Raw genomic sequence first — 23958 nt, 5'->3', positions numbered from 1 at the left:
GCACAGGCAAAACAATAATAGAAGTGCTAAGCAGATTTTATGCATAGTCCAAGTTTTGCTTTTCATTTGAACACAGAAAGATTAACTGGGATAAAGAATGTCTAAAAAGGAGCGAGTGCTTTGAACACGCTTATACCCATTTCCTTACCCCAGCCTGCCTGAAGTTTATATGAATTTGCAAGAGGAACCAGCCGATTTTGACGGAGATTATTTTTTATTAAATTTATAAGAAAGCGTCAATAAAAAAATACCTGCAATAATCATCGGGAATGACAGCATTTGCCCAGCAGAAATTGTCATCCCCAGGACGTTTACTTCATAGTCTGGAGTGCGGAAATATTCGGTAAAGAAGCGGGTGCAGCCATACAAGGTGACATACAAGGCACCCACAGCCAGCCGTGGTCTGGCTTTAGCTGCATAGATCCATAGTATGACAAAGACTAATAGCCCATCCACCAAAGCCTGGTATATCGGTGAAGGATGGACTGGATAATTGATGCCGGGCCAGATCATGGCCCAGGGAAGATCGGGTGATGCTATGCGACCCGGCAACTCATGGTTGATGAAATTACCCAAGCGGCCAGCCGCGTACCCCAGCGGAACCAGAGGAGCGATAAAGTCATACACATCTGCCAGGTGGAATTTGGCCTTGCGCGCCCATAGGAACATGGCAATCAACACGCCGATAAAGCCGCCATGGAAGGACATGCCACCTTTCCATACGGCAAAAATCTCCAGAGGGTGTTCCATGTAGTAAGAGAAGCCATAGAAAAAAACTTCGCCCAGTCGACCGCCGAGTATGACGCCGAGCACGCCAAAAAACAGCATGTCGTCTATGTGTTCGCGCGTCCATCCCTGCGCGGCTATATGCGGCTGCCTGATCCTGATACGGCCAAGTGCAATAAACTGGGCGAAGGCCAGCAGGTACATGATGCCATACCAATGTACGGAGATGGGGCCTAGATGAAAAGCGACGGGATCAGGATTGGGATGGGTCAGCATGAATGAAATGTTTGGTTAAACAGATGGGCAAATGCGGCCAGCACGGCAGAATGATTATCCTGACGCCATACCAGGCCTATTTCGACGGTGGCACTTGCTTCGGGTAAATCAAAATATTGCACGCCTGGGCGCTGTAAATTTGACACGGATTGTGGCACAAGTGCGATGCCCATGCCGGCAGAGACCAGGCCGACGATGGTTTGCATCTGTATGGCTTCCTGGCCTATCACTGGCGTCAACCCCGCCGCATGAAAGCAGCCGAGGATGGCGTCATGCAAGGCTGGCGCTATTTTGCGGGGAAACAGGATCAGCGGTAAGTCTGCGCAGTCGCTGAGTCCTAATTGCTTGCGTCCTTTGACCTGGCTCTCGGGTACGGCCAGCATCAGCGGCTCAGACAAGACTTTTCTATAATTGAGCAAGCCTTGTAGTTTTTCTGGAACTGGTGGTATCAGGAAGCCAGCATCAATCTCGGCATTTTCCAAGGCCAGCAGCTGGACGTCGGTGGTGGCTTCCCGCAGCTCTATGTGTACATCGGCATGATGACGGCGAAACTCCCTCAATGCAGGCGGCAGGATACTGTAATCGGCAATCGAAACAAAGGCCAATGACAAATGACCACAACTACCATTGGCAGCTCTTTGCGCCAGCTTGGGCAGGGCTTGTGCTTGCAGCAGCAAGCGCCTGACTTCGGGTAGCAGTGCCTGACCTGCGGATGATAGCGAGATATTGCGTGTGTTACGTATAAAAAGTTCTGCACCCAGGATAGCTTCCAGCGCTTGTATCGCTTGCGACAGGGGAGGCTGGGTCATATGCAGGCGCGTTGCTGCTTTGCCAAAATGCATTTCTTCGGCTACTGCGAGAAAATAGCGCAACTGTCGCAATTCTAGGTTTCTTAGTTCTGGTAATGACATTGTGCAGTGTTAACCGGAGGTTTGTTGCCAGTACTGCTTACCAGTCGCAGCACATCAATCAGGGGATTCGGTCGTAACCCTGAATCTAGCGGCGATTATTTTTCTTTTCAAAAGCACGCTTTACCCTGGCTTTTTGAATTTTTTCAAAGTGTGCATGGTCTTTGCGTTTGTCCAGGCCAAGCATGCGCTCAAGAATTTCAAACCAGACAAAGGCTGCGCAGGCCGCGCCGACTATCCACCACCATGAAATTGATGCAAATATCCAGATATCTGCGACTTTCAAGACTAGCGCGATGAATAAAGGTACGATGATAAACATAAATGCTTTCTGTTCGGGTTAAGTCTTTATTTATTCGATTATAGGCGTGATTGCAAATTAGTTTGCCAAGGATGTCGTGCCAGGACAAAAAACCTAAGAAAAACTTCTGGGAGATATGTAAAAAAGCTTGCTAGCCAGGCACGCATCAAGCCATCTCGTAAGCATATATTTTTGTCAGCAAGATGTAGAGAATATGCGCTAAAGCATTTTTCCATCATCTACTCATAGCTTAAGGCAGACCCTCACCCATTTTAATCATTTTTACTAATTTTACTGCAGGTCAACCCTTGCATGTGGATAAACGTTAAAATCTTCAAAAGGCAGTAAAATGCGTATAGTTTTTAACCTGGAGGAAGCAATGAAATATTCTTTGTTGGTAGGTGCTACGTTGGCAATCATGGTTTCAGGCTCTGCAATGGCGAATGCGGATTTGGCAAAAGCCAAAAACTGCATGGGTTGTCATGCTGTTGATAGCAAGGTCGTGGGACCTGCTTATAAAGACGTAGCGAAGAAGTATGCCACTGATAAAACAGCGGAAGCCAAGCTGGTGCAAAAAGTGATTAAGGGTGGCACGGGCGTCTGGGGTACGATTCCCATGCCGGCCAACGCTCAGGTTAGTGAAGCAGAGGCCAAGACTTTGGTGAAATGGATTTTGAGTTTGAAATAAACTCTGCATTCCTGATGTATTGATGGATGGCAATCAATAAAAAAACCTGGCAATTGCCAGGTTTTTTTATCCAAACAAGTTGTTTTGAAAGGATAGCCTTGATACTGGCCATCCTTTCATGCTTCAACTATTACTTAACAACTTGCAGCAGTTCGCGTTTACCACCTTTGTAGGTGTACAAAGTCAGCGTGCCGTCTTTGATGTCGCCCTTGTCATCAAATGCGATATCGCCTGTTACGCCTTTGTAATGGATTTTCTTCAGTTCTGGCAAATATTTCGCTGGTTCAGCAGAGCCAGCTTTTTTCATTGCTTCTACCATGACCATGACGGAATCATAGACATATGGTGCATAAATCTGGACTTCTACACCAAATTTTTTCTTGAATGCAGCTTTCCAGTCATCATTGATTTTTTTCTGTGCATCCAGAACACCGCCTGCTTCAGCACAAACAACCTGGCCTTCGCCTATGCCTGTGTCAGCCAGTTTAACCAAGTCGGCTGTACAGATACCGTCACCGCCCATGAATTTGGCTGTAATGCCGAGTGCTTTCATTTGGCGCAGCATAGGACCAGCAACAGCATCCATGCCGCCGAAGAAGATCACATCAGGGTTTTTAGCTTTGATAGTGGTCAGGATGGCGCTGAAATCTGTAGATTTGTCTGTTGTATGTTCTTGCACAACAACTTCTGCGCCTTTGCCTTTGGCACCTTTGATAAACTCAGCAGCTACACCTTCACCGTAGGCTGTTTTGTCATCAATAACAGCGACTTTTTTCGCTTTATTGATTTGCACAGCGAAACGGCCCAGTGTACCGCCCAGTTGACCATCATTGGCCACTACACGGAACGCGCCTTTGAAGCCTTGTTGTGTGTACTTAGGGTTGGTTGCAGATGGGGAAATTTGAACGATGCCAGCAGCATTGTAGATGCTGGAAGCTGGGATGGTTGTACCAGAGTTCAAGTGACCGATAACGCCGTTTACTTTCGCGTCTACCAGTTTTTGTGCTACGGTTGTGCCTTGTTTTGGATCGGCACCGTCATCTTCAGCCAGCAATTCGAATTTGGCTTTTTTGCCGCCGATCATCACGCCTTTGGCGTTCAGTTCTTCGATCGCCATTTTGGCGCCGTTTTCATTGTCTTTACCCAAGTGGGCGATTGCGCCTGAGATAGGGCCAACGTGACCGATTTTTACTACCAGATCTTGAGCTGCCGCAGCACCAGCGAAAGCGAAAGCAATTGCGCCAGCCAGTGGAATCATTTTAGTTTTGAACGACATGAACATACTCCTAAGGATTAAAAAGTAGGATAACAGTACTGCATCTCTGACTTATTCAGATAACTGAACAGCAAGAAGGTACAACAGAAAAAATATTTCGCAAAGCTATTTTGTGTGGTTTTTTCTTAAAACAGACGTTTTTTATATGCCCCAATATCGCACCCTTGACAAGCTCGATCGCAAGCTTTTGAACCTCCTGCAAAAAGATAACCAGACCCCGACCCGGGTACTGGCCGACAAGCTGCATATCTCTCAACCTACCTGCCTGCGCCGCATACGTGAACTGCGCGAAGCAGGTGTCATCAGCGCTGAAGTGGCCATGGTCGACAGCTTTGCTCTTGGCTATGGCATGCTGGCCTTTCTGGAAGTATCGCTGATCAATCAATCCGACGAATTCATGCGTGAATTTGAGGCACGTATGAACAAGGAAGCCGAGGTCATGCAATGCTATTTTGTATCTGGGGAGTATGATTATTTCCTGGTTGTCCATATCATAGATATGGATGCCTATTACCAGTTTGTGCGGCGCGCCATTTCCGGCTCTGGCAATGTAAGGCATTTTCATTCGCGTTTTCCTATGAAGCGTGCCAAATTTACGACACGGATTGCGTTTGATGAAAAGGCAGAAGAGTTACCTGTACGCACCAGAGGCAAATGAACTGAGCCGTTTTACCCAGTAAACGCCTTGCCAGAAAGAATGGATGACAAAAAGAACGCAAGTTGTTGCAGATAGAAATACTATCTGGCAACTTGCGTGAGGGGAAACTGGTGGACAGGCACTTCCGGCAGGAGTGCCTGGACTTGCAGGTCCTGACTGTACCTGCTTGTTGGGGAGAGTGTGCCTTTGCTTCAGGCTGGCAACAGGATATTTTTGTCCAATTTTCTTTCCATGCCAGTAAACGCAAAATCGACATCTGGCTGCAAACCCGAAACGATGTCTGCAATGGCACGGCCAGAGCCTGCGCCCATGGTCCAGCCCAGGGTGCCGTGTCCGGTATTCAAGTAGAGATTACTGATGCGGGATTTGCCTATATAAGGAACATTAGACGGTGTCAATGGACGCAAACCGGTCCAATACACTGGATTGTCGTAATCACAGGCATGCGGGAACAGTTCGCGTGTGCGTCTGGTGATCGCTTCACAACGCGCAGTATTGAGCTCGCGGCCATAGCCATTGATTTCACAAGTGCCAGCTACTCGCAGTCGGTTGCCCAGGCGTGATACCACGAGTTTATAGCCATCGTCAGTCAAGGAAATGATGGGCGCCTGGTCTGGGTTGGCAATTTGATAAGTTGCCGAATAGCCCTTGCCAGGATAAATCATCAGCGAAATACCCAAAGGTTTCAATAAGCTCTGTGAATGGCTGCCCATCGCCACCACAAAGGCATCGGCGTGCAAGGTCTTGTGGCGGCCTGCAGCATCAATAATTTCCACGCCGGTAATTTTGGCGCTGGCACCTGCACCTTCAGTCAGGAGTCTGGTGACTGTGGTGTTGAACTGGAATTGCACGCCGGCTGCAGCAGCTTTGTCGGCCAGGCCCGTAGTGAATTGATAGACATCGCCGGATTCATCGGTTTCGGTATAGTCACCACCGACGATTTTATCGCGTATGCCAGCCAAAGCAGGTTCTCTGCGCACCACTTCGTCAGCGTCGATGGAGTCGCGTGGACAACCCAGGTCACGCATGAGTTTTGCAGCAGGCAGAGAAATATCGAACTCTTTTTGGTCGGTATAAAAATGCAGTATGCCTTTGCTCAGGTTGTCATACTGTATGCCAGTTTCTTCGCGCAGGCTGCGCAAGGTCAGGCGGCTGTATTCTGAAATGGCAACGATCTGACGGATATTTTCTGCAGTACGGCCCGGCGTGCATTCACGCAGGAAATTCAAGCCCCACAACCATTGCAGCCATTCTGCACGTGGACGAAACAATAGTGGTGCATCTTCTCTGCCCAGCCATTTCAAGACCTTCATCGGTGCGGATGGATTTGCCCAGGGTTCGGCGTGAGAGACAGAAATCTGGCCGCCATTGGCAAAACTGGTTTCTTGTGCAGCACCAGGCTGGCGATCAATGACGATGACCTCATGTCCCTGTTTTTTTAAAAACCATGCGGAGGAAGTGCCGACTATGCCTGAACCGAGAACGATGACTTTCATGGGGTAAATCTCCTGTTTTTCATCTTGTATGTGATGAGGGAGATTGTAGAAATACTTTGCTTTCTCAGGTAATCAGAAATGCCTTTTATATTTTTATTTTTAAACGAAATTATATTTTTTGTGTTTAAAAATAAAAATATTTTTAATTATTTTGATTATTTCGACGTCTTTGCCTTAGTGATTTCCTGGCTTACTGCACGAGTGATGACTTCTTCCAGGGTTTTGTGCAAGCCCGAGCGTATTTCGGTTGATAAATTTGCGACGGCGATTTGCAAGACATCTGCCAGGTTGTCCCTGATTCTGTGTTCTAGCACGAAGTCTATGCGCGTCAACACCTGGCGCAATACGTTTTCTCTCAGGCTTTGCTCCAGCGCCTGCCAGTCTTCTTCCAGCTTACCGGGGTAATTGATGCTGAGGCCATCATTCTCCAGCGGCGTAGCGTCAAGTGGGATAGGTGGTTTTGGTATGGCTGCCGGTGTGCTGGCGGGAGTAAGCAGTTCTTCCGGTTTAATGACTTCTGTCAAGACGGGAATACTGGCATCGATTTGATTATTCATTTTATTTCGCCACAGAGTGGGTAAGGGTATAGCCTTGTTGCTGATAAAGACGATAACGTTCACGCCCGGCCAGTTTGTCAGCCTCATCCGCAGAAATGACTTCTATCATGCGCTGAAATTGCGCGAAATTGGCTGGCATTGCGGCAGTCAGATTGATCAATAATTCATAATGCGGACAGGCGGCACGCTCATCATGTGTGAGAATGATGGGCGTGATGGCAGACAAGGGATCGCTCAGCATGACATGTGGCAGGAAGTCAGCTTCGGCGAGTGTCCACAAGGCTTCATTGAGTTGCTGCAAGTAGGCGCGATCCTGGTGATACACCACCATCTTGCAATTGGCCGCATGGGCTTTGCGTATAAGGCGGCAAGTGTAGTTGAACTTGTCCGCCACATTGCTATGAAAATCGATGCGTGTCATGCTGGCTTAAAATTTAAAACCATTGTCAGGTTTCTTTGGCGCTTCTGGAGCCGGTGTGGCTGGTTCGGCCTCTTTTGGTGGCGGCGGTGGCGAAGCTGGTTCTGCTGCTGGATAGCGATAATCCTTGGGCAGTTTATTGGTAGATGGGTAGCCTGCTTTATCCAGCGCATCTTTCCACTGATCTGAGCTGTAACCACGGAACTTGACGTTGGCAATGACCAGCAAAGGCATTTGTATATCGCCACTGACTTGCTTGAGTTTTTCCTGGTCCGCTGCTGTATTCACGGTTTTTTCTGAAAACGGGATACCGGCAGTTTTCAATAAATTGCGTCCGTCATTGCATGGAGTGCATCCAGTTGCGGTATATAGGGTCACAGGATTTTTGGCGACTACCAAAGCAAGTTCCGGAGGGAAATTATTGTTCTCCGCAATGCTGGGCAATTTTTTCTTTTCCACTTGTTTTTGGTTGCTCGGCGGTTGGTCGCTGTAGGTGACTTTACCGTCCGGCCCCACCGATTTATATAATTGTGCCTGTGCTGTCACCGCCATGAAGGCGGCGGAGAATAGGCTGCAGGCCAGGATTTTTTTATTGAATTTCATGATTTTCTCCTCAATACTCAGGCACTCATGCCATTGTGACGCAACAAGGCATCAATGTTCGGCTCACGACCACGGAAAGCCTTGAACGAAGCCAGTGCAGGGCGGGAACCGCCAGCTTCCAGGACTTCGGTCTGAAACCTCTCGCCTACTGCGCGCGACAAGGTGCTACCCGATACAGACGCATGCTCTTCAAAGGCCGCATAGGCATCGGCAGATAAAACTTCGGCCCACTTGTAACTATAATAACCTGCTGCATAGCCACCAGAAAAGATATGGCTGAAAGAATGCTGGAAGCGATTGAATACTGGTGGCTGCATGACTGCCACCCGTGCACGCACTTCCTTGACTATGTCTTGCACGCTTTGCGTACCATTCGGTTCAAAGGCATCATGCAGACGCATGTCAAACAAGGAGAACTCAACCTGGCGCAGGGTTTGCAAACCAGACTGGAAATTTTTAGCTGCAATCATCTTGTCATACAGTGCTCTTGGCAGTGCTGCACCAGTATCAACATGAGCAGTCATGTGCTGCAACACATCCCATTCCCAGCAAAAATTTTCCATGAATTGCGAAGGCAGCTCAACCGCATCCCATTCAACACCAGAAATGCCGGATACCGACAGATCATCTACCTTGGTCAGTAAATGGTGCAGGCCATGACCAAATTCATGGAACAGGGTAATCACTTCATCATGGCTGAACAGGGCAGGTTTTGCCACGCCATTCATGGTCACAGGAGCACTGAAATTACAAGTCAGATAGGCAACCGGGGTTTGTACGCCATGCGTGGTCAATCTGCGGCCACGGGCATCATCCATCCAGGCACCGCCACGCTTGCCATTACGGGCATACAGGTCAAGGTAAAACTGGCCGATCAGCGCGCCATTTTTTTCAAGCCGGTAAAATTTCACATCCTTGTGCCAGGCTGTGGCCTGGTCAGGTTTGATGTCGACGGCAAACAGGGTCTGGATGACGCGGAATAAACCATCAATGACCTTGTGCTCAGGGAAATATTCTTTCACTTCCTGCTCAGAAAAAGCATAGCGTTGCTGGCGCAATTTTTCGGATGCATAGGTAGTATCCCAGGCTTGCATGTCGCTGATGCCCAGTTCATCGGCAGCAAAAGCGCGCAATTCTGCCAGGTCTTTTTCTGCATATGGGCGAGCGCGCATTGCCAGGTCTTCCAGGAATTGGTTGACTTGAGCTGGAGACTCCGCCATCTTGCTGACCAGAGATACTTCTGCGAAATTCTGATAACCCAACAAGCACGCTTCCTCTTTGCGCAGACGCAAAAGCTCCGCCATGATGTCGCTGTTATCCCATTCGGTTTTTGCCCCCAGTTCAGAAGCTTTAGTCGCATTCGCGCGGTAAATCGTTTCGCGGATCCGACGGTTTTCTGCGTATTGCAGCAGCGGGAAATAGGAAGGGAAGTGCAGGGTAAATTTATAGCCCGTTTTGTCGTCAGCTTCTGCTGCGGATTTAGCGGCCTGCAATACGTCTTCAGGCAAACCTTTTAGCTCAGCCGCATCTTCTATGAGCAGGCCATAGTCATTGGTGGCGTCCAGCAGGTTTTCAGAAAATTTGGTCGACAAGGCTGCCTGTTTTTCCTGGATGTCGGCATAGCGCAATTTCTTGTCTTCAGCCAGTTCGGCGCCACTGAGACGGAAATCGCGGATGGCATTCTGGATAATGGTTTTCCTGGCTTGTGGCAGGCTGGCAAATTCAGGTGCCTGTTGCAAGGCTTTATAGCCTGCAAATAAGGTGAGGTTTTGTCCCAGCTCTGTCCAGAACTCCGTGATGGCTGGCTGGTTTTCATTGTAGGCAGCACGCATCTCTGGTGTATCAACTACTGCGTTGAGGTGACCGACTATGCTCCATGCCCGCCCCAATTTTTCTGTGGCATTTTCCAACGGCTCTACAAACTGATCCCAGGTGACTGGGCCTGTGTTTTTTTCTAATGCAGCTATTACTGCCCGGTTTTCTTCCAGCAAGGCAGTAATGGCCGGGCTGACGTGCATGGGCTGTATATCTGAAAAACGCGGTAAATCGCTAAAGTCGAGCAAAGGATTGTCTGTGGTCATATTAAATTCTTTCTGCAGCTTCTATGGTGTTGACCAGTAACATGGTGATGGTCATAGGACCGACACCGCCAGGTACTGGCGTAATATAACCCGCAACTTCCTTACTTGGCAGATAATCAACGTCACCGCAGAGCTTACCTTCGTCATCGCGATTCATGCCCACGTCGATGACCACTGCGCCAGGTTTGATCATGTCTGCCGTGACGATATTACGCTTGCCGGTAGCCACTACCAGAATGTCTGCATTGCGCGTATGTGCTGCCAGATCACGGGTCTTGGAATTACAAATGGTGACAGTAGCGCCCGCCTGCAAGAGCAACATGGCCTGAGGCTTGCCGACGATATTGGAGGCACCTACCACGACGGCATTGGCACCGCGCACTGGATAATCTATCGACTCCAGCATTTTCATGACGCCATAAGGGGTACAGGGGCGAAATAGTGGCTGGCCTGTCATCAAAAGACCTGCATTGCTGATATGGAAACCGTCTACATCTTTTTCAGCAGCGATGGCTTCTATAACTTTGTTGGCATTGATATGAGCTGGCAAGGGCAGTTGCACCAGAATGCCGTTGATTTTTGCATCATTGTTCAGCCGGGCGATATGCTCAAGTAATGCTTCTTCGGTCAAATTTGCATCATATTTTTCCAAAACCGAATAAAAACCACAGTCTTCACAAGCCTTGACCTTGTTGCGCACATACACCTGCGAGGCCGGATTTTCACCAACCAGAATGACTGCCAGGCCAGGTTGCTTGCCTTGAGCTGTCAATTTAGCCGCGCGCTGAGTGACATCGGCGCGTATTTGTTGAGAGAGTTGGGTTCCGCTGATAATTTGGGCAGTCATATTCGGCTTCGTTAGTGATAGGTAAGCCAAGATTATAAATGATGCAGGCATCAGGGCTAATGTACTGCGACACAGGGAGCACTTTTTGCAGGATTTCTTTTAAAAAATGTTGCATTGAATCAATTGTATGTTGATTTTAATATTACGGTTGCGTAAATTGTTTCTCTCATTTGGTTATGGGTTTGCTGACATTTGTTGTTTTCTGACTGCATTCCATGACTTGTGATTGACTTCAAATTTCAAGAATGGCTTCATAACAGCTGTGAAAATTAATTTTCAAAGTCTTTTTCATAATGGCGCATATGCTGCAAAGCAATACTAAAGATAATTCAAAGGAGAGAGATATATGTTGAAGGAAAAAGTAATTTCAAGATCCCTGCGCATCATGTTTTCAGGGGGCTTGATGGTGACTGCGGGTATGTTGGCTCAGCCAGCATTCGCGCAGGACGAAGCCAAAGTCCAAAGGGTGGAAGTAACAGGTACCAGTATCAAACGTGCTGAAGCTGAAACTGCATCCCCCATACAAATCATCAGCCGCGCTGATATCGACAAAGCGGGCAAGACTACTGTTGCTGAATATCTGCAAACTTTGACCTCCGATGGTGCTGGTTCTTTGCCTACCAGCTTTGGTAACGGTTTTGCTGCTGGTTCTACCGCAATTTCCCTGCGTGGCCTGGGTGCTACATCTACTCTGGTTTTGCTGAATGGCCGCCGTATGGCGCAATTCGGTCGTGCAGATGATGGACAAAAAGCATTTACAGATATCTCCACTATTCCTATGGAAGTGGTTGATCGTATCGAAATCCTGAAAGATGGTGCCTCCTCCATCTATGGTGCAGATGCAATTGCTGGTGTTGTCAACATCATCCTGAAAAAGAATTATGAAGGCGTGACCGTCAGTGCTACTGCCGGCACATCTGGTTCCCGTGACGCAAATCAGGCAAAAGCTTCGATTACTGCAGGTTTTGGTAACCTGGAAAAAGACAAGTACAATATCATCGTCAATGCTGAGGCTTACAAGTCCAATGAGTTGATGAATAGCCAGCGCTATGACCGTGACTGGATCGGTACTGGCGACTGGCGTCGTTGGGGTTACCCCATGACGACTGTTGCGTCTTTCACTTCCGGCTATATTGCCGGTAATAATAGTGCGCAACCCAATCCTGCCGGTTCCCTGCGTGATCCAAAATCGCTGAACTATGTATCCTTGCCTGGTTGTTCATCATTGTCTGCAACAAAAGTGCAGGACCCAGGCGGCGGCTGTCTCTGGTATGCGGATCAGTTCCGTACTATGTTGCCGCAAATCGATGGCGTGAACTTGTTTGCCCGCGGTACCTGGCAGTTGAATGATGATTTACAAGCGTACGCTGAATTTGGATACTCGCAGCGCAAGGCAGCGTTTACTGTAACGCCACCGTCTACGTCTACAAGCGTATTCTTCCCGCCAAACGCAGCTAACCCGACTGGTAACATCAATTACGGTAACGTTATTTTAATGTCGGCGTCGCATCCACAAAATCCGTATGGCGCAGACATTCGTCTCCGTTATTCCATGTTTGACGTCGGTGCCAATCGTCGTATCGCCGACAACTCATTCTATCGTGCTGTAGTCGGTTTGAAAGGTACGATGGCAGGTTGGGATTTTGATACTGCAATCCTGCATTCTGAATCCAAGTTGCATCTCGACTACACCAACATGATCAATATGAATGTGTTGAAGGCGGCCCTTGGCGATCCTAAGAGCCCGTACTTCCCATACTATATAGGTGCTCAGGCTGGTAAGAATCCTGCTTCACTGTATGCAGCAATGGTGAAGACAGCAACTATCGATGCTCCTACCAAAATGGACATCGTCGACTTCAAGGCTTCGCGTGAATTGACGGCCTTGCCTGGCGGTATGATGGGTCTGGCGGTGGGTGCTGAGTACCGCAGAGAGTCATATAATATGCCATCCCTGGATGGTAGTATCGATGGTTCCATTAACAGCAGCTATGTTGCAGCTAAAGGTGATGAAACAGTTTCTGCTATTTACGCCGAGTTACTGGCACCGGTGATTAAATCCGTGGAATTGTCGGGTGCGCTGCGTTACGACAAATACTCTCACTTCTCCTCTGTAACGCCTAAAGTAGGTGCCAAGTGGACACCAGTGAAGACTTTTGCTCTGCGTGGTACTTACTCAGAAGGCTTCCGTGCACCTAGTGCACCAGAATCCGGTACAGACAGCTTTAGTGCAGGTACAGCTACTGTTCGCGATCCGGTTCGTTGCCCTAACGGTACAGCATTACCAGGTGCCCAGGCTTCTGATTGCGCAACATCTTTCACCGGCTTCAAGGTTGGCAATCCTAATCTGCAACCTGAAAAATCCAAAGGCTACACTTTGGGGCTGGTGTGGGATCCGCTGCCAGATACCAGCATGGCTGTTGATGGCTGGTTGATTCGTCGTAACAACGAAATCAATTCCATGCCGTTCCAGACAGCGGCTGCTTTGCCAGGTGTGTTGCGTCAGGATAATAACCTGACCATCAATGGTGTGGTAACGCCAGGTACAGGTACTATCATTGGTGGTGCAGCGCCTTATGCCAACTCCAGCTACACGGAAGTCAAGGGCGTGGATTTCAACGCGAAACAGCGTTTCAACCTGGGTGAATACGGCAAGCTGAATGCTGACTTGAACTGGACACACGTGATTTCCTGGTTGCGTGTTGACGGTGCAGTTCAACATCAATATGCTGGTACTCATGGTAACTGCGATACATCCAATTGCGTAGGTACACCAAAAGACAAAGTCAACTTTGTGCTGGGTTGGGATAAAGGCCCATGGAACGTAACTGGCGTCGTCAGCTACCGTGGTTCCCTGAAAAACATTCCTGAAGAAGGTCAGCCATGCGCCAACAAGTTTGTTGACGGCACTGAAGCGCCAGCAGGTTGCACACTGGCTTCCTTCACTACTCTGGACGTGTCTTTCCGCTACAAGGCAATGAAGAATCTGGAAATTTTTGGTTCTATCGCCAACTTGTTTGACAAAGTTGCACCACTTGATCCTTTGACTTACGGTTCTATGGGCTTCAACCCTATGGACGGTAGTGGCGCAGTTGGCCGTTACTTCAAACTTGGTTTGAAATATCAATTCAAATAATAAGTTGTTACGCTGATTAAGGCGATTGAGAGGGCGATGATTTATTCATCGCCCTTTTTTTTTGCTCGCTGAAAAAAACAGAATTATTCATCTTCATGTAGAAAAACTTGGTAAAGGAGCAGTATTTATAAGCAACATTCATGCCAGTGCGTTTTTAAGCCGATTTTGCACCGCACAGTAAGTGCTTTTAGCTGCCCGTTCTAGAAGTCTTATGGATAGGTCAAGGAAGTTTGTTGAGGTAATTGCTGCGTTGCGGCGTAAATTTCATAATGTGAAATCATTTATCGCTATTTGAAAAATTAAAAAGTCCTGTTAAAATACTTGCGAGAACAAAAAACTAGCCGTAATTTGTCGATTCGCCCCGCGCGTTTCACCCTAACGCGCACCAACAGGAGACCCCTTCTATGTCACCCCAGATAGACCAGGTGCTGGCCCAGGCCGTAAATGATCCCGATGTAGTTGAAACAAATGAGTGGCTGGATGCGCTTGAATCCGTCATAGAGGCCGAAGGCCCTGAACGCGCACATTATCTGATGGAGCGCATGGTTGACCTGGCGCGCCGCCGTGGTGCCCATATTCCGTTTTCCAGCAATACTGCCTATGTGAATACCATTCCGGCTGACCAGGGCGAGCATTGCCCGGGTAACCTGGAAATTGAAGAGCGCCTGCGCTCTTATATGCGCTGGAATGCGATGGCCATGGTGGTCAAGGCTAACCGCGTTGATGGCGACCTTGGTGGTCATCTGTCCAGCTTTGCTTCATTGGCAAACATGCTGGGTATAGGCTTCAACCATTTCTGGCATGCGCCGACGGAAGATCACGGTGGCGATCTGCTGTACATCCAGGGCCATTCTTCTCCTGGCATCTATGCACGCGCCTTCCTCGAAGGCCGCCTGACTGAAGACCAGTTGCTGCATTTCCGCCGCGAAGTTGATGGCAAGGGTCTGTCTTCTTATCCGCATCCAAAACTGATGCCTGACTTCTGGCAATTCCCTACCGTGTCCATGGGTCTTGGCCCATTGATGGCGATTTACCAGGCACGCTTCCTGAAGTATCTGCACGCGCGCGGTATTGCTGACACTGAAAAACGCAAGGTCTGGGCATTCTGTGGTGACGGTGAGATGGATGAACCAGAATCCATGGGCGCAATCGGCATGGCTGGCCGCGAACAGCTGGACAATCTGGTCATCGTTGTCAACTGTAACCTGCAACGTCTGGATGGCCCGGTACGTGGCAATGGCAAGATCATCCAGGAACTGGAATCTGATTTCCGTGGTGCTGGCTGGAATGTCGTCAAAGTCATCTGGGGTAGCGGCTGGGATGAGTTGCTGGCGAAAGACAAAGACGGCATCCTGCAAAAAGTCATGATGGAAACCGTTGATGGCGAATACCAGAACTACAAAGCCAAGGATGGTGCCTATGTACGCGCCAACTTCTTTGGCAAGCATCCAAAATTGCTGGAGATGGTCAGCAAAATGTCGGATGACGACATCTGGCGCCTGACCCGCGGCGGTCATGACCCACACAAGATTTATGCTGCATTCAAAGTCGCCCAGGAAAACAAGGGCCAGCCTACTGTTATCCTGGCGAAGAGTATCAAGGGCTTTGGCTTTGGCAAATCCGGCGAAGCGCGCAACACTGCGCACAATACCAAGAAGCTTGACGATGAAGCCATCAAGGCCATGCGTGACCGCTTCCAGTTGCCGATTGCAGATTCTGAATTGCCAGCCATCCCATTCTTCAAACCGGCTGACGACACGCCAGAAATGCAATACCTGCATGCGCGCCGTAAAGAACTCGGTGGCTACCTGCCACAACGCCGTCAAAAAGCCGACGAGGCTTTGGTTGTACCAGAGCTGACCGCCTTCCAGGCTATGCTGGAACCAACGGCTGAAGGTCGTGAGATTTCCACGACAGCAGCATATGTACGTATCCTGACCGCCTTGCTGCGTGATGCCAGCCTGGGTCAGCGCGTGGTACCTATCATGGTCGATGAATCGCGTACCTTTGGTATGGAAGGCCTGTTCCGTCAGATCGGTATTTTCAGCCAGGTCGGTCAGTTGTATGAGCCTGTCGATAAAGACCAGGTCATGTACTACCGCGAAGATAAAGCCGGTCAGATTTTACAAGAAGGTATCAATGAAGCCGGTGGTATGAGTTCATGGATCGCTGCGGCGACTTCGTATTCGACCAATAACCGCGTCATGATCCCGTTCTATACGTATTACTCGATGTTTGGTCTGCAGCGTATTGGCGACCTGGCCTGGGCTGCTGGCGACATGCGCGCACGCGGCTTCCTGCTCGGCGGTACCGCTGGTCGCACGACACTGAATGGTGAAGGCTTGCAGCATGAAGATGGTCACAGCCATGTACTGGCGTCTACCATCCCCAACTGTATTCCTTACGACCCGACTTTTGCGCATGAAGTGGCAGTCATCATGCATGATGGCCTGCGTCGCATGGTGACGGATCAGGAAGATGTGTTCTACTACATCACCCTGATGAATGAAAACTATAGCCACCCAGGTTTGAAAGCTGGTCAGGAAGAGGGCATCATCAAGGGCCTGTACCAGTTGCAAAAATCCGAGCAAACCACCAAGCACCGCGTGCAACTGATGGGCTCAGGCACCATCTTGCGTGAAGTGATCGCCGGTGCTGAGTTGCTGCAAAACGACTGGGGTATTGCTGCTGATGTCTGGTCTGCACCATCCTTCACTTTGCTGGCCCGCGATGGCCAGGATGCAGAACGCTGGAACATGCTGCACCCGACTGCAGAACCTCGCGTGCCTTACATCGCCCAGTGCCTGAAAGACACTGCTGGCCCTATCGTCGTCGCAACCGACTATATGCGCACCTTTGCTGAACAGGTACGTGCCTTCATACCTAAAAACCGCAGCTACAAAGTTTTGGGTACAGATGGTTTTGGCCGTTCTGATTCCCGCGCCAAATTGCGTGAGTTCTTTGAAGTCAACCGTTACTTCGTCGTCATCGCTGCCTTGAAGACACTGGCTGATGAAGGTGCCCTGTCTGCATCCGTAGTGGCGCAGGCAATTGCCAAATACGGTATCAATGCAGATAAACCTAATCCGGTTACTGTGTAATTTTACGTCTGACACCCACTAACATTTCTTGCCTCTTTCATTTTTAGAGAGGGGCACGATGAGCGTGAAGACAGAGTCAAAACCTGGCTTCACCCCAACCGCCCTGTGACAGCGCAGGGCGACAATGGAGAAAACTATGAGTAGCGTAGAAGTCAAAGTACCGGATATTGGTGATTTCAAGGAAGTTGAAGTCATTGAGTTGATGGTCAAAGTCGGCGACACCATCAAGGTGGATCAGTCACTGATCACCGTAGAATCAGATAAAGCCAGCATGGAGATTCCATCCAGTCATGCTGGTGTAGTTACAGAAATTAAAGTCAAGGTCGGCGATAAGGTTGCTGAAGGTTCTTTGCTGGTCGTGGTTGATGCTGCGGCAAGTGCAGCGGCGGCACCAGCACCTGCGGCTGCTCCGGCAGCAGTTCCCGCGCCAGTAGCGGCAACGCCTGCACCAGCGGCTCCAGCACCTGCTGCCGCTCCTGTAGCTTCTACAGCAGCACCAGTAGCAACTGCCAGCGCAGGCAAGGCCCATGCCTCTCCATCGATACGCAAGTTTGCGCGTGAACTCGGTGTTGATCTGAGCCGCGTTGCCGGTTCCGGCCAAAAAGGCCGTATCACACAAGAAGACGTACAAAACTTCGTCAAGGGCATCATGGCGGGCAGCACTGCCGTTGCTGCGGTTTCTGCTCCGGCAAAAAATGGCAGTGGCGTCGGCCTCGATGTATTGCCATGGCCATCGCTGGACTTCAGCAAGTTTGGCACGACCACGACATCGCCTTTGTCACGTATCAAAAAACTCAGCGGCCCCAATTTGCACCGCAACTGGGTAATGATCCCGCATGTCACGCAATTTGATGAAGCGGATATCAGCGATCTTGAAGAGTTCCGTAAATCCTCGAACGAAGCGCTGGTTAAGTCCGGCGTCAAACTGACGATGCTGGCTTTTGTCATCAAGGCTAGTGTTGCTGCCCTCAAAAAATTCCCGGCATTTAATTCTTCGCTTGATGCGACCGGTGAAAACCTGATCCTGAAGCAGTATTACAACGTCGGCTTTGCAGCAGATACGCCTAACGGCCTGGTGGTGCCTGTCGTTAAAAACGCAGACCAGAAAACCCTGTCGCAAATCGCTGTCGAAATGGGCGAGTTGTCTGCCCAGGCACGCGATGGCAAACTGAAACCTGCTGACATGCAGGGCGCAACCTTCACGATCTCTTCACTTGGCGGTATCGGCGGCACGGCATTCACGCCTATCATCAATGCCCCTGAAGTGGCGATCCTGGGCTTGTCCAAATCCAGTATCAAACCCGTGTGGGATGGCAAGCAATTCCAGCCACGCCTGATGCTGCCTTTGTCGCTATCGTATGACCATCGCGTCATTGATGGTGCCATGGCTGCCAAGTTCACCGCTTATCTGGCTGATGTTCTGGCTGATCTGCGTAAAACCTTGCTGTGAACGGAGACCAGACTATGAGCACTATCGAAGTCAAAGTACCCGATATCGGTGATTTCAAGGAAGTTGAAGTCATAGAATTGCTGGTCAAGGTGGGTGATACCATCAAGGTTGATCAATCACTGGTGACAGTAGAGTCCGACAAGGCCAGCATGGAAATCCCATCCAGCCATGCCGGTGTCATCAAGGAATTGAAAGTCAAACTCGGTGACAAGATTGCCGAAGGCAGTTTGTTGCTGGTGATTGAAGCTGAGGGTGCTGCGGCAAGTGCAGCACCTGCGGCTCAGGCAGCTCCCGCAGTTGCGGCTGCCCCAACACCGGCTACTGCTGCCGATGCGCCTGCTCCTGTGGTTGCAGCACCTGCCGGACTAGTCGGCATCATCGAAGTCAAAGTCCCTGATATTGGTGATTTCAAGGAAGTTGAAGTTATCGAAGTCATGGTCAAGGTTGGTGACAGCATCAAGGTAGATCAGTCGCTGATTACCGTTGAATCCGACAAGGCCAGTATGGAAATTCCATCCAGCCATGCCGGTACGGTAAAAGAAATCAAGGTCAAGGTTGGTGACAAGGTTGCTGAAGGCAGCTTGCTGTTGCTGGTCGAAGCCGCAGGCCAGGCAGCATCTGCTCCTGCTGCCGCTGCTCCTGCTGCTGCAACTGCCGCATCAACAGCTCCTGCCGTCCCCACACCAGTCGCTTCCGGTTACACCGGCAAGGTCGATGTTGAATGCGACATGATGGTATTGGGCGCTGGCCCTGGCGGTTATTCTGCAGCCTTCCGTTCTGCCGATCTGGGCATGAATACAGTGCTGGTCGAGCGTTATTCCACACTCGGCGGTGTCTGTCTGAATGTAGGTTGTATCCCATCTAAGGCACTATTGCACGTGGCAGCGGTGATTGATGAAACTGCATCCATGGCTGCACACGGCGTGAGCTTTGCCAAGCCAGAAATCGATATCGATAAACTTCGCGGCTACAAGGAAAGCGTCATCAAGAAAATGACGACTGGCCTGAATGGTATGGCGAAAGCCCGCAAGGTCAATGTAGTGCAGGGCGTAGGCCAGTTCCTCAGTCCTAACAATATTGAAGTCACCGCGGCCGATGGCAGCAAGAAAACCGTACAGTTCAAACAGGCGATTATTGCAGCTGGCTCTTCTGTCGTGAACCTGCCTTTCGTACCGGCAGACCCACGCATTGTTGACAGTACAGGCGCGCTGGAATTGCGCCAGATACCAAAGCGCATGCTGGTCATCGGTGGCGGCATCATAGGCCTGGAAATGGCGACTGTCTATTCCACCCTGGGTTCACGCATTGATGTCGTTGAAATGCTGGACGGCCTGATGCAGGGCGCAGACCGTGACATGGTCAAGGTCTGGCAAAAATTCAATGAAAAACGTTTTGACAACATCATGTTGAAAACCAAAACGGTTGCTGTTGAAGCCCTGCCTGAAGGCATCAAGGTCACATTCGAAGCCGCTGAGGCGGGTGGAACTGCACCTGCGCCACAAGTCTATGACTTGGTACTGGTGGCAGTAGGCCGCAGCCCCAACGGCAAGAAAATTGCCGCTGACAAGGCAGGCGTTGCCGTGACTGACCGTGGCTTCATCAATGTCGATAAACAAATGCGCACCAATGTGCCGCATATCTTTGCGATTGGCGATCTGGTTGGCCAACCCATGTTGGCACACAAGGCTGTGCATGAAGCCCATGTGGCAGCAGAAGCAGCTTCCGGTGAAAAAGCCTACTTCGATGCCAGCGTGATCCCATCGGTTGCCTACACCGACCCTGAAGTCGCATGGGTAGGTATGACAGAAGATGAAGCCAAGGCCAAGGGCGTCAAGCTTGAAAAAGGCCACTTCCCATGGGCGGCTTCTGGCCGTGCAGTGGCAAATGGCCGTGACGAAGGCTTCACCAAGTTGCTGTTCGATGCAGAAACCAAACGCATCGTCGGTGGCGGCATCGTCGGCACACATGCCGGTGACATGATAGGTGAGATCGCCCTGGCGATAGAGATGGGTGCTGATGCAGTTGATATCGGCAAGACCATCCATCCACATCCCACCCTGGGTGAGTCTATAGGCATGGCGGCTGAAGTGTACAAAGGCGTCTGTACAGACTTGCCACCGCAACGCAAAAAGTAAGTGAATTTGCTGTAAAGATAGCCCTGATGCATAAAAAGCATCAGGGCTTTTTTGTATCCGTCTTTTAGGAACCGCTGACTAAGCGTAGCGAGCGGCGCTAGTTTGACGCATTGAAAACCCGGAAGCGCAGTCATACTTCGGTACGGCGACGAACTTGCAAGAACAGCAGGTTCAAAATCGCGTCGCGCAGTAGCTTAATCAGTGGTTCCATGAACTTGTTCTGCAAACGATAGTCAAATTGCTGCTTTTTGAGCTATCTTTGCGCGTTGGTCAAAAGTAGCTCCATAAAATCTGATCAAGCTCCCTTACAATAAAATATTACAGGTGGTGCAACCATGAAAACCTTTGTACGCAGCACGCTGGCCCTTGCGCTGGCAACTGCATTTCTCCCGGCTATTTCTGTTCATGCACAGGATAAAGCCGCTGCAACTCCAGCGACTACTATCAAGGCGAGCAAGCCAGGGCAAAAAACGGCAGACCTGCTGCCATTTCACGCAACAGAGAAACTCTTGCCCAATGGCCTGAAAATCATCATCGTGCCGACTGGTTTGCCAAACATCATCTCGCTGCACATTCCGGTACAGACGGGTTCACGCAATGAGATAGAAGAGGGTAAATCTGGTTTCGCCCATTTCTTTGAGCACATGATGTTCCGTGGCACAAAGGAAATCCCGGCAGACAAGTACAAAGATATATTGACGGCCACTGGTGCACGACAAAACGCGTATACCAGCGACGACCTGACCAACTATCACACGACATTTTCCAAGGAGGACCTGGAAACCATGCTGAGGATAGAAGCAGACCGTTTCCAGAACCTGTCCTATAGCGAAGCAGACTTCAAGACAGAGTCGCGCGCAGTACTGGGTGAATACAACAAGAACAGCGCCAACCCCATCAGCAAGCTGTTTGAAGTCATGCGCGATGCGGCTTACCAGAAACATACCTACAAGCACACCACCATGGGCTTTCTCAAGGACATTGAGGACATGCCCAATCAATATGCCTATTCCAAGGTATTCTTTGACCGCTGGTACCGCCCTGAGCGCACCACCGTCATCATCGCCGGTGATGTAGAGCCGCAGAAAGCCATTGCCCTGGTTGAGAAATACTGGGGTAAGTGGCAGCGTGGCAAGGTGCAGCCTGCCGTTCCGGCAGAACCACTAGCGACAGGTGCGATCTATAAGCATGTGCCATGGCCTAGTCCTACCTTGCCGTATGTGACAGTGGCTTTCCATGCGCCAGCTTTTTCTGAAGTGAATAAAGAACACGCGGCCCTGCGTCTGCTGCTGAACCTGTCTTTCGGTTCTACTTCGGCCCTGAACAAGCGCTTGCAGCAGGACGAGCAAAAAGTCGATCAGTTGTTTGACTTTACGCCAGACAATGTTGACCCTGGCCTGGCGACCATAGGTGCACGCGTCAAGAAGCCGGAAGACGTGGTGTATGTACGTGATGCCATCCTGAAAACCGTTGCTGGCATCACCGCCAAGCCATTGTCCGACAAAGAACTGGCCGACGCCAAATCTGCACTCAAATACGGTGTCATACGCTCACTGGATAATACCGAGCAAATCGCCTCTACCCTGGTGCGCTTTGTCCATTACAAGCGTTCTTACGCGACCATGAATCAGTTCTATCAGCTCATAGATAGTCTGACGCCTGCCGATTTGCAGGCCGCAGCAAAAAAATACCTGAGCGATGACAGCATGATCGTCACCACATTGTCGAATACAGCCTTGCCTGCCGAGGTCAGCCAGTTGCCCAAGCTGGCCAGCTTTGCCGACAAGAGCACAGGCAGCAAACTCGACATGCTGGTACAAAAATCAGCCTTGCCACAGATACGCTTCAAGCTGGTGTTCAATGCCGGTGCCGCCAATGACCCGGCAGGCAAGGAAGGTCTGGCAGCCCTGACAGCAGCCATGGTCGATGCGGCTGGCTCCAAAGAGCGCAAGATTGATGAAATCAAGAAGACATTGTTCCCGCTGGCGGCCAGCTTCAATGGCCAGCCCGACAAGGAAATGACGACTTTCAGCGGTTCCGTCCACAAAGACAAATGGGATGATCTGATCAATATCGCCTTGCCGCAGTTGCTGGAACCTGGCTTCCGTGAAGAAGATTTCCGCCGTCTCAAGGATGCGCAAAAGAATGCCCTGGCGCTGGATTTGAAAGACAACAACGAAGAAGAACTCGCCAAAGAACGCCTGCAAACCAATGTGTTTGCAGCGTCACCCTATGCTCACCCTGTGCTGGGTACGATCAAGGGCATAGATGCGATTACGCTGGATGATGTTAAACAGTTCTGGAAACAGGCTTACACCAAGGGTGCGCTGAAGGTCGGTATTTCCGGTGACGTGACTGAAGCAATGCAGGCGTCCTTGCAACAAGCCCTGGCGAAATTGCCAGAAGGCGCAGGTATTGCCCGCATTGCTGCACCTGTGGGCAAAGTCAGCAAAGGGCTGGAAGTGGAGATCATAGAAAAGAATACGCGGGCAACCGCTATCTCTTTGGGACAGCCTATCACGGTGACGCGTGCGCATCCTGACTTTGCCGCCCTGTGGCTGGCCAAGACCTGGCTGGGGGAACACCGTGCCAGCTCATCCCATTTGTACCAGCGTATACGCGAAGTGCGCGGCATGAATTATGGCGACTATGCGTATATTGAAGCCTTCCCTGGCGGTATGTTCCAGTTCTTCCCGACTGCCAACAGGGCGCGTCAGTCGCAATTGTTTGAAATCTGGATACGCCCGGTCGCGCCGGAAAATGCCCAGATGGCCATACGTGTCGCTATTACCGAGTTCGACAGAATGGTCAACAAGGGACTGAGCAAGGAAGAGTTCGAGATCACGCGTGCGTACTTGATGAAAAATGTCTTCATGATGACGGCCACCCAGGACCAGCAGCTAGGCTATGCCATGGATTCGCAATGGCACCATACGCCTGAATTCACCAAGATGATGCGTGATAACCTGAGCAAGTTGAGTCTGGCAGATGTCAATGCAGCCATCAAAAAGCATCTGTCGGCAGAAAACCTGTCCGTCGTCATCATCGCCAAAGATGCTGTCGACCTGAAGGCAAAGCTGGTGGCCGATGCTGAATCACCGATCAAATACAATTCTGATAAACCCAAGGAATTGCTGGATGAAGATCAGGTCATAGGCAAGCGCAAGCTCAATATCAAGGATGAGGCCGTTACTATCACACCTGCAAGCAAGGTATTTGCTGAATAAGATCGGGTAGTTTTTGTGATGCTGAAGAACCCTGCTATCTGTCGAGATTGCAGGGTTTTTTTAGTTTTATTTTG

At 50.1% G+C, this 23958-nt stretch carries 17 protein-coding genes; 7 read left to right on the top strand and 10 right to left on the bottom strand.

Annotated elements, in window-relative coordinates; genetic code table 11:
* Positions 1-207 precede the first annotated feature (207 nt).
* From lgt to ACO0LC_RS08530, 3 genes are all read right to left on the bottom strand, one after another.
* Positions 208-1002 carry a prolipoprotein diacylglyceryl transferase gene (lgt, locus tag ACO0LC_RS08540; protein ID WP_423002230.1) on the bottom strand — a complete coding sequence of 265 codons (795 nt, stop codon included), beginning with the start codon at positions 1000-1002 and terminating at the stop codon, positions 208-210.
* Positions 996-1913: a LysR family transcriptional regulator gene (locus ACO0LC_RS08535; protein WP_423002229.1), complete on the bottom strand. Its 918-nt coding sequence runs from the start codon at positions 1911-1913 to the stop codon at positions 996-998. Before ACO0LC_RS08535 ends, lgt begins: the two co-directional genes overlap by 7 nt.
* Positions 1914-1998: 85 nt before the next feature.
* Positions 1999-2232: a TIGR04438 family Trp-rich protein gene (locus tag ACO0LC_RS08530; RefSeq protein ID WP_423002228.1), complete on the bottom strand. Its 234-nt coding sequence runs from the start codon at positions 2230-2232 to the stop codon at positions 1999-2001.
* A gap of 358 nt (positions 2233-2590) precedes the next feature.
* On the opposite strand from ACO0LC_RS08530, the gene ACO0LC_RS08525 reads away from it, so the two are divergent.
* Entirely contained in the window at positions 2591-2899 is a 309-nt protein-coding gene (locus tag ACO0LC_RS08525; RefSeq protein WP_423002227.1) for a c-type cytochrome, read from the top strand.
* A gap of 130 nt (positions 2900-3029) precedes the next feature.
* Here ACO0LC_RS08525 and ACO0LC_RS08520 read toward each other — a convergent pair whose 3' ends face one another.
* Positions 3030-4175, bottom strand: a complete 1146-nt coding sequence (locus tag ACO0LC_RS08520; protein ID WP_423002226.1) for a branched-chain amino acid ABC transporter substrate-binding protein — start codon at positions 4173-4175, stop codon at positions 3030-3032.
* A gap of 145 nt (positions 4176-4320) precedes the next feature.
* On the opposite strand from ACO0LC_RS08520, the gene ACO0LC_RS08515 reads away from it, so the two are divergent.
* Positions 4321-4833, top strand: coding sequence for an Lrp/AsnC family transcriptional regulator (locus ACO0LC_RS08515; RefSeq protein ID WP_423002225.1), 513 nt, complete (start codon positions 4321-4323; stop codon positions 4831-4833).
* A 191-nt stretch (positions 4834-5024) separates the two neighbouring features.
* On the opposite strand, the gene ACO0LC_RS08510 is transcribed toward ACO0LC_RS08515, so the two are convergent.
* The 6 genes from ACO0LC_RS08510 to folD all read right to left on the bottom strand — a co-directional run bounded on the left by ACO0LC_RS08510 (position 5025) and on the right by folD (position 10835).
* The gene (locus tag ACO0LC_RS08510) at positions 5025-6329 is read right to left on the bottom strand and encodes a D-amino acid dehydrogenase (protein ID WP_423002224.1); all 1305 of its coding nucleotides are present in this window, start codon (positions 6327-6329) and stop codon (positions 5025-5027) included.
* Between the two features lie 155 nt (positions 6330-6484).
* Positions 6485-6886, bottom strand: a complete 402-nt coding sequence (locus ACO0LC_RS08505; RefSeq protein ID WP_423002223.1) for a hypothetical protein — start codon at positions 6884-6886, stop codon at positions 6485-6487.
* 1 nt (position 6887) lies between these two features.
* Positions 6888-7307, bottom strand: coding sequence for a DNA polymerase III subunit chi (locus ACO0LC_RS08500; RefSeq protein WP_423002222.1), 420 nt, complete (start codon positions 7305-7307; stop codon positions 6888-6890).
* A 6-nt stretch (positions 7308-7313) separates the two neighbouring features.
* Complete coding sequence (locus ACO0LC_RS08495; RefSeq protein ID WP_423002221.1) at positions 7314-7907, bottom strand: DUF4124 domain-containing protein; 594 nt, start codon at positions 7905-7907, stop codon at positions 7314-7316.
* Positions 7908-7924: 17 nt separating this feature from the next.
* Positions 7925-9988 carry a M3 family metallopeptidase gene (locus ACO0LC_RS08490; RefSeq protein ID WP_423002220.1) on the bottom strand — a complete coding sequence of 688 codons (2064 nt, stop codon included), beginning with the start codon at positions 9986-9988 and terminating at the stop codon, positions 7925-7927.
* Between the two features lies 1 nt (position 9989).
* A complete protein-coding gene (gene folD / locus ACO0LC_RS08485) occupies positions 9990-10835 on the bottom strand; it encodes a bifunctional methylenetetrahydrofolate dehydrogenase/methenyltetrahydrofolate cyclohydrolase FolD (protein ID WP_423002219.1) in 846 nt (281 codons plus the stop codon).
* A 346-nt stretch (positions 10836-11181) separates the two neighbouring features.
* On the opposite strand from folD, the gene ACO0LC_RS08480 reads away from it, so the two are divergent.
* From ACO0LC_RS08480 to ACO0LC_RS08460, 5 genes are all read left to right on the top strand, one after another.
* Complete coding sequence (locus ACO0LC_RS08480) at positions 11182-13971, top strand: TonB-dependent receptor (RefSeq protein ID WP_423002218.1); 2790 nt, start codon at positions 11182-11184, stop codon at positions 13969-13971.
* 404 nt (positions 13972-14375) lie between these two features.
* Positions 14376-17072 (top strand): pyruvate dehydrogenase (acetyl-transferring), homodimeric type, encoded by a 2697-nt coding sequence (gene aceE, locus ACO0LC_RS08475; RefSeq protein WP_423002217.1) that lies wholly within the window; start codon positions 14376-14378, stop codon positions 17070-17072.
* A gap of 124 nt (positions 17073-17196) precedes the next feature.
* Positions 17197-18522: a dihydrolipoyllysine-residue acetyltransferase gene (aceF, locus tag ACO0LC_RS08470; protein ID WP_423002216.1), complete on the top strand. Its 1326-nt coding sequence runs from the start codon at positions 17197-17199 to the stop codon at positions 18520-18522.
* A 14-nt stretch (positions 18523-18536) separates the two neighbouring features.
* Entirely contained in the window at positions 18537-20657 is a 2121-nt protein-coding gene (gene lpdA, locus ACO0LC_RS08465) for a dihydrolipoyl dehydrogenase (RefSeq protein WP_423002215.1), read from the top strand.
* Positions 20658-20992: 335 nt separating this feature from the next.
* Entirely contained in the window at positions 20993-23884 is a 2892-nt protein-coding gene (locus ACO0LC_RS08460; protein ID WP_423002214.1) for a M16 family metallopeptidase, read from the top strand.
* The last annotated feature ends 74 nt before the right edge of the window (positions 23885-23958 follow it).

This window comes from Undibacterium sp. JH2W (assembly GCF_049340425.1).
In the GTDB taxonomy this organism is placed as follows: Bacteria; Pseudomonadota; Gammaproteobacteria; order Burkholderiales; family Burkholderiaceae_D; genus Undibacterium.
Note: the sequence above shows the minus strand (reverse complement) of the source record. Positions and strands in the feature narration are given on the sequence as shown.